At 74.1% G+C, this 6,969-nt stretch carries 4 protein-coding genes and 1 pseudogene; 1 reads left to right on the forward strand and 4 read right to left on the reverse strand.

Translation table 11 applies throughout. From position 1 onward, the window contains the following. Nucleotides 1-29: 29 nt before the first annotated feature. A complete protein-coding gene (locus tag FM076_RS23385; RefSeq protein WP_173872911.1) occupies nt 30-752 on the reverse strand; it encodes a response regulator in 723 nt (240 codons plus the stop codon). Then, nucleotides 749-2,464 (reverse strand): ATP-binding protein, encoded by a 1,716-nt coding sequence (locus tag FM076_RS23390; protein WP_173872912.1) that lies wholly within the window; start codon nt 2,462-2,464, stop codon nt 749-751. The genes FM076_RS23385 and FM076_RS23390 overlap by 4 nt, the downstream gene beginning before the upstream one ends. A 175-nt stretch (nt 2,465-2,639) precedes the next feature. Between FM076_RS23390 and FM076_RS23395 the strand changes: the two genes are divergently transcribed. Next, entirely contained in the window at nt 2,640-4,055 is a 1,416-nt protein-coding gene (locus FM076_RS23395; RefSeq protein WP_345945180.1) for a cation:dicarboxylate symporter family transporter, read from the forward strand. A gap of 84 nt (nt 4,056-4,139) precedes the next feature. Here FM076_RS23395 and glgB read toward each other — a convergent pair whose 3' ends face one another. Both glgB and FM076_RS23405 read right to left on the reverse strand, forming a co-directional pair. Next, a complete protein-coding gene (gene glgB, locus FM076_RS23400) occupies nt 4,140-6,602 on the reverse strand; it encodes a 1,4-alpha-glucan branching enzyme (protein ID WP_173872913.1) in 2,463 nt (820 codons plus the stop codon). Next, a pseudogene (locus FM076_RS23405) lies at nt 6,542-6,969 on the reverse strand (maltokinase N-terminal cap-like domain-containing protein); the annotation flags it as partial. The pseudogene FM076_RS23405 and the gene glgB, both read right to left, overlap by 61 nt.

Below are 6,969 nucleotides of genomic sequence, written 5' to 3' on the forward strand. Positions count from 1 at the left end.
AGAAGGGTGTTCGGAATCGGCAGGAAGCTCTACTGTCCGCTCTCTGGGCCCCGGTCCGCCGCCCGCCACAGGTAGTGGTGCTCGGGGCGCCCCACCTGTCCGTAGCGCTGCCGCCGGTGGGCGTGGCCGGCGGCGACCAGGTGTTCCAGATACCGGCGCGCGGTGATCCGGTTGACTCCCAGCGCGTTCGCCGCCTCGCTCGCGGTCAGCCCGTCCGCACCGGCGCCGCGCAGCCGGGACGTCACGGCCGCCAGGGTGGGCGCGCTGAGCCCCTTGGGCAGCGCGGAGGCGGCGGGCGCGGCCCGCAGCACCGACAGCGCCCGGTCCACCTCGTCCTGGCTGACCGCCTCGCCGTGCCGCTCGGCCGTCGCCCGGAAGTCGGCGTACCGCAGCAGCCGGTCGCTGAGCGTGCGGAAGGTGAACGGCTTCAGCACGTGCTGGACGACACCGAGGGAGACGCCCTCGCGGATCACCGTCAGGTCCCGCGCCGACGTCACCGCGAACACGTCCTCCGTGTGGCCCGCGGCGCGCAGCGCCCGGAGCAGGTCGAGACCGTTGCCGTCCGGCAGGTAGAGGTCCAGCAGGATGAGGTCCACCGGGGATGCCTGGCCGTCGTCCTCCAGCGCGCGGAGCGCCTCCGCGCGGGAGTGGGCCGTGGCCGCCACCGTGAAGCCCGGGACGCGGGAGACGTAGAGGGCGTGCGCGTCGGCCGCCACGGGGTCGTCCTCGACGACGAGGACCCGGTAGCTCATGGGTGCGCTCCTGACCGCGGGGCGGGAACGGGGGCGGGGACCGGGTCCGGGACGGGGAGCGTCACGGTGAACTCCGCCCCGCCGCCCGCCGGTCGGCCGCTGTGCACGGTGCCACCGTGGCGGCGGGCCGTCTGCCGGACCAGGGCCAGGCCGATGCCGCTGCCGCCGGGCTTGGTGCTCCAGCCGCGGTCGAAGATCCGCTCGGCTCTCCCGGCGGGCAGCCCGGGGCCGTTGTCGGCCACCCGCAGCAGGAGGCGGCCGTCCGGGGTGTGCCGGAGGGTGACGGTGACACGGGGCGCGGCCCCGCCGCCCGGCGGGTCCTGGCCGGACGGGGGCGGGGGGTCCTCCGCGCCGCCCGGGGGCGGTCCGGTCAGCGCCTCGATGGCGTTGTCGATCAGATTGCCCAGCACGGTGACCAGGTCGCGGGCGGGCAGGCCGGGCGTGTCGGCGACCTGGCTGTCGTCGGACAGCGTCAGCTCGACGCCCCGCTCGCTCGCCTGCGCGGCCTTGCCCAGGAGGAGCGCGGCGAGCACGGGTTCGCCAACGGCGCTGACCACCCGGTCCGTCAGCGCCTGGGCGAGCTGGAGTTCCTCGGTGGCGAAGGCGACCGCGTCCCCGGCGCGGCCCAGTTCGATGAGCGAGACGACCGTGTGCAGCCGGTTGGCCGCCTCGTGGGCCTGGGAGCGCAGGGCCTCGGCGAACCCGCGGACCGAGTCCAGCTCCCCGGCCAGGGCGCGCAGTTCGGTGTGGTCCCGCAGGGTCACCACGGTGCCGCGCCGCTCGCCGCCGTCCACCGGGGAGGTGCTGACGACCAGCACCCGGTCCGCGGTCAGATGGACCTCGTCCCTGCGCGGTCCGGCCGCCAGCAGGGCCTGCGTCAGCTCGCGCGGGAGGCCGAGTGCGGTGACCGGGCGGCCCGCGGGTCCGCTGCGTTCGGTGAGGCCGAGCAGGTCGCGGGCGGCGTCGTTGGCGAGGGCCACCCTGCCGTCGCCGTCCAGCAGCAGCAGTCCCTCGCGGACCGCGTGCAGCGTCGCCTGGTGGTAGTCGTGCAGCCGGCTCAGCTCCGCGGCGTTCATGCCGTGGGTGTGGCGGCGCAGCCGGGCGTTGACCACATAGGTGCCCAGCCCTCCGAGGGCCAGGGCACCGCCCGCCACGGCGACCAGCGCGGCGAGCTGCTCGCGCACCTGGGCGCCGATGGTGTCCACGGCGATGCCCGCGCTGACCAGTCCGACGATCCGGCTGTGCGGTCCGCCCGCGCGGACAGGGGTCACCACGCGGACCGAGGGGCCGAGTGTGCCGGTGTAGGTCTCGTCGAAGGTGCGGCCCCGCAGGGCGGGCCCGATGTGGCCGGCGAAGCGCTCCCCGATGCGGTCCGGGTCCGGGTGGGTCCAGCGGGTGCCCTTCGTGTCCATGATCGTCACAAAGGTGACCCCGGTGTCGCGGCGGACGCGCTCCGCGTACGGCTGGAGCCGGCGGGAGGGGTCCGGGGAGCGGATCGCCTCGCGGACGGAGGGGGAATCGGCCACCGCCTGGGTCGTCGCGCGGGCACGGTGCGTGGCCGACTCCCGGGCCTGCGCCTTGCCGGACAGGTACGCGAAGACGGCGCACCCGGCCACCACCGCCGCGACCAGCACCACCTGCACGGCGAAGAGCTGCCCCGCCAGGCTGCGCGGGCGGGGCCGCACGGGCTGGGGGAGGCGGGGGACGCGCATGCCCTCAGTCTGCCGTGGCTGGTTTCGTGCACGTAATGCACGTAAGGGTGACGCCCGTCTCACCGTGGTGCATAGTCACCGGGACTCAACACGATCGAAATCCCCGATGAACACTTCCCCCTGGAACGTGACGCGGGGATCACCGTGAAGTGACCAGCAACGAGGAGCCGCCGACGTGTCGAAGAGGACACCGCAGCAGGCCGCAGCGGGCGCTGCGCCGGACGCACCACGGGTGAAGCGGGACCGGACCCACTATCTGTACCTCGCGGTGATCGCCGCGGTGGTGCTGGGTGTGATCCTCGGCCTGACGGCACCGGGTGTGGCGACGGAGCTGAAGCCGCTCGGTGAGGGCTTCGTCAATCTGATCAAGATGATGATCTCGCCGATCATCTTCTGCACGATCGTGCTGGGCATCGGCTCGGTCCGCAAGGCGGCCAAGGTCGGTGCGGTCGGCGGGCTGGCGCTCGGCTACTTCCTGGTCATGTCGCTGGTCGCGCTCGCCATCGGACTGGTCGTCGGCAACGTGCTGGAGCCGGGCCACGGGCTGCACCTGACGGAGGCGGCGCGGGACGCGGGCGCCTCGCAGGCCAAGGGCGGCGAGGGCCTGACCGACTTCCTGCTCGGCATGATCCCCACCACCCTGGTCTCCGCCTTCACCCACGGTGAGGTCCTCCAGACGCTGCTGGTCGCGCTGCTGGTCGGCTTCGCGCTCCAGGCCATGGGCAGCGCGGGCGAACCGGTGCTGCGCGGCATCGGGCACATCCAGAAGCTGGTCTTCCGGGTGCTGGCCATGGTCATGTGGGCGGCGCCGGTGGGTGCCTTCGGCGCCATGGCCGCCGTGGTGGGGGAGACGGGCGTGGACGCGCTGAAGTCCCTCGCCGTCATCATGATCGGCTTCTATGTCACCTGTCTCCTGTTCGTCTTCCTGGTCCTGGGGACGATCCTGCGGCTGGTCGCCGGGGTCAGCATCTTCGCGCTGCTGAAGTACCTGGGCCGGGAGTTCCTGCTGATCCTGTCCACCTCCTCGTCCGAGTCGGCGCTGCCGCGGCTGATCGCGAAGATGGAGCACCTGGGGGTGAGCAAGCCCGTCGTCGGCATCACCGTGCCGACGGGCTACTCCTTCAACCTGGACGGCACGATGATCTACCTGACGATGGCCTCGATCTTCGTCGCCGAGGCCATGGGCGACCCGCTCAGCCTCGGCCAGCAGATCTCGCTGCTCATCTTCATGTTCATCGCCTCCAAGGGCGCCGCCGGGGTCACCGGCGCGGGGCTGGCCACCCTCGCGGGCGGCCTCCAGTCCCACCGGCCCGAACTGGTGGACGGCGTCGGTCTGATCGTCGGCATCGACCGCTTCATGAGCGAGGCCCGCGCCCTGACCAACTTCGCGGGCAACGCGGTGGCCACGGTGCTGGTCGGCACCTGGACGAAGGAGATCGACTCCTCGCGGGTCAAGGAGGTCCTCGCGGGCCGGGTCCCCTTCGACGAGCAGACCCTGGCCGCACAGGAGCACGGAGAGTACGGGGAGCACGGGGAGGGCCCGCACGAGGTCCCCTCCCAGCCCCACCCGCAGGCGGACGCCACGGTGTAGCCGTCCGGCGGCGCCGGTACGGCAGGAAGGGGGGCCGCCTTCGGGCGGCCCCCCTTCCTGCTTCCCCGGGTGCCGGGGTGCGTCTCAGCCCGGCCGCAGCCACACCGTCGCCAGCGGCGGCAGCGTCACCACCACCGACCGGTCCCGCCCCTGCGCGGGCACGCCCTCCACCGGCAGAGGACCCGGATGGACGACGCCGCTGCCCCCGTACCGCACGGCATCGGTGTTGAGCACCTCGCACCAGGCGCGGGTCCCCTCGGGGACGCCCAGCCGGTAGCCCTCGCGTCGGACGGGGGAGAAGTTGCTGACCGCCAGCAGGGGGCCGCCGTCCGCGGCGAACCGGAGGAAGGCGAACACGTTGTCGTCCGCGGCGTCGCCCAGCACCCAGGAGAACCCCGCCGGATCGGTGTCCAGCTCCCACAGGGCCGGGGTGGCGCGGTACTCCGCGTTCAGGTCCCGCACCAGGTCGCGGACGCCGCGGTGGTCCGGCTCGGCGGGGTAGGAGGGGTCCAGCAGCCACCAGTCGGGCCCGTGGCTCTCCGACCACTCGGCGCCCTGGGCGAACTCCTGCCCCATGAACAGCAGTTGCTTGCCCGGGTGGGCCCACATGAAGGCGAGGTAGGCGCGGTGGCCGGCGCGCTGCTGCCACCAGTCGCCGGGCATCTTGGAGACGAGCGAGCGCTTGCCGTGCACCACCTCGTCGTGGGAGACGGGCAGGATGTAGTTCTCGGCGTAGGCGTAGACCATCGAGAACGTCATCTCGCCGTGGTGGTACCTGCGGTGCACCGGCTCCTTGCTCATGTACGCCAGCGAGTCGTGCATCCAGCCCATGTTCCATTTGAAGCCGAAGCCGAGTCCGCCGAGACCGCCCTCGCCCACGTGGTGGGTGGCGCGGGTGACGCCGGGCCAGGCGGTGGACTCCTCCGCGGCGGTGATCACTCCGGGGCAGCGGCGGTGGACGGTGGCGTTCATCTCCTGGAGGAAGGCGACGGCGTCCAGGTTCTCCCGTCCGCCGTGCGCGTTCGGCGTCCACTCGCCCTCGCCGCGCGAGTAGTCGAGGTAGAGCATCGAGGCGACGGCGTCCACCCGCAGCCCGTCGATGTGGAACTCCTCCAGCCAGTACACGGCGTTCGCCACCAGGAAGTTGCGCACCTCGCGCCGCCCCAGGTCGAACTCCAGCGTGCCCCAGTCCGGGTGCTCGGCCCGCCGGGGGTCGGGGTGCTCGTACAGCGGCGTCCCGTCGAAGGCGGCCAGCGCCCACGCGTCCTTGGGGAAGTGGGCGGGCACCCAGTCCAGCAGGACGCCGATCCCGGCCCGGTGCAGCGCGTCGACCAGGTACCGGAAGTCGTCCGGGGTGCCCAGCCGGGCGGTGGGCGCGTAGAAGCCGGTCACCTGGTAGCCCCACGAGCCGCCGAACGGGTGCTCGGCCAGCGGCATCAGCTCCACGTGGGTGAAGCCGAGGTCCCGCACATAGCGCGGCAGCTGCTCGGCCAGTTCGCGGTAGCCGAGGCCCGGACGCCAGGAGGGCAGGTGCACCTCGTAGACGGACAGCGGTTCGCGGTGCGGCGCGGCCCGCGCCCGTGCGGCCATCCAGTCCGCGTCCCGCCAGCTGTGGGCGGACGCCTCGACGACGGACGCCGTCGCGGGCGGGCACTCGGTACGCCGTGCCATCGGGTCGGCCCGCAGCGTGCGGGAGCCGTCGGGCCGCGCGATGTCGAACTTGTAGAGCGCGCCCTCGCCGACACCGGGCCAGAACAGCTCCCACACCCCACTCGCGCCCAGCGACCGCATCGGCGCCGCCGTCCCGTCCCAGTGGTTGAAGTCCCCGGCGACGCGCACCCCCCGCGCGTTCGGAGCCCACACCGCGAACCGGGTGCCGCGCACGCCGTCGAGGACCATCGGGCGCGCCCCCAGGGCCCGCCACAGCTCCTCGTGCCGTCCCTCGCCGATCAGATGCAGGTCCAGCTCACCGAGCGTGGGCGGGAACCGGTAGGGGTCGGCCGTGGTGACCTCGTCCTCGCCCGGCCCGGCCCCGTACCGGATCACCAGCTCGTACGGCGGGAGCGCCTCGGGCACCCACGGCAGGACGCCCGCGAACAGGCCGTCGCCCTCGCCGCACAGCTCGGCCCGCAGCCCGGGGCCGGTGACGGTGACGGACGCGGCGAACGGGCGCAGCGTGCGCACCGCCACCCCGCCGGGCACCGGGTGGGCCCCCAGCAGCGCGTGCGGGTCGTGGTGGGTGCCCGCCAGCAGCCGGGACCGGTCCTGCTCCGGGAGCGGGGGAGCGGCGGGCAGCCGGCGGTTCCGGGGCGCGGGGGGCGGCCCCTGCCGTGCGGGTGCGGCCTCGCCGCGGCCCCGGTCACGGCCCTTCCGGAACGTGGCGGGGACGGGCGCCGGGCGGTGGTCGCGGGTCACGTGCTCCTCCAGGTGCCGGGGGGCCGGGGTGTGGGGGTATGGGGGTGTGGGCGGGAGGGTTGCGGAAACGTTCAGTCGGAGAGGCGCGGCGCGGCCAGCCGGCGGATGGCGGAGAGCGGGACGCCCAGCCATCCGGGCCGGTTGCGGGCCTCGTACAGCACCTCGTAGACGGCCTTGTCCGTCTCGTAGGCCCGCAGCAGGACGGCGTCCTCGCGCGGGTCGCGGCCGCTGACCTGCGCGTAACCCGCGCAGTAGGCCGCGCGGTTGGCGGCCGACCAGGCGCGGGCGGCGGGGGCGTCGGGACCGTCCGGGTCCCGGTGGCAGGCGGCGTAGTCGAAGGAGCGCAGCATGCCCGCCACATCCCTGGCGACGGGCTGGGGCGCCCGGCGTTCGGCCAGCGGACGCGCGGGCTCCCCCTCGAAGTCGATGAGCGCCCACGCCGCGGGCCCGGCCGGCGCCGGACCGGCGCCCGTGCCGAGCGCCTGCCCCAGGTGCAGGT

This window comes from Streptomyces albus subsp. chlorinus (assembly GCF_013302895.1).
Classification (GTDB): Bacteria; Actinomycetota; Actinomycetes; order Streptomycetales; family Streptomycetaceae; genus Streptomyces; species Streptomyces chlorinus.

Excerpts from the sequence above, each read along its gene's own strand:
- FM076_RS23385 (WP_173872911.1), bottom strand. The coding sequence starts at position 752 with ATGAGCTACCGGGTCCTCGTCGTCGAGGACGACCCCGTGGCGGCCGAC.
- FM076_RS23390 (WP_173872912.1), bottom strand. The coding sequence starts at position 2,464 with ATGCGCGTCCCCCGCCTCCCCCAGCCCGTGCGGCCCCGCCCGCGCAGC.
- glgB (WP_173872913.1), bottom strand. The coding sequence starts at position 6,602 with ATGGCTGGGCGTCCCGCTCTCCGCCATCCGCCGGCTGGCCGCGCCGCG.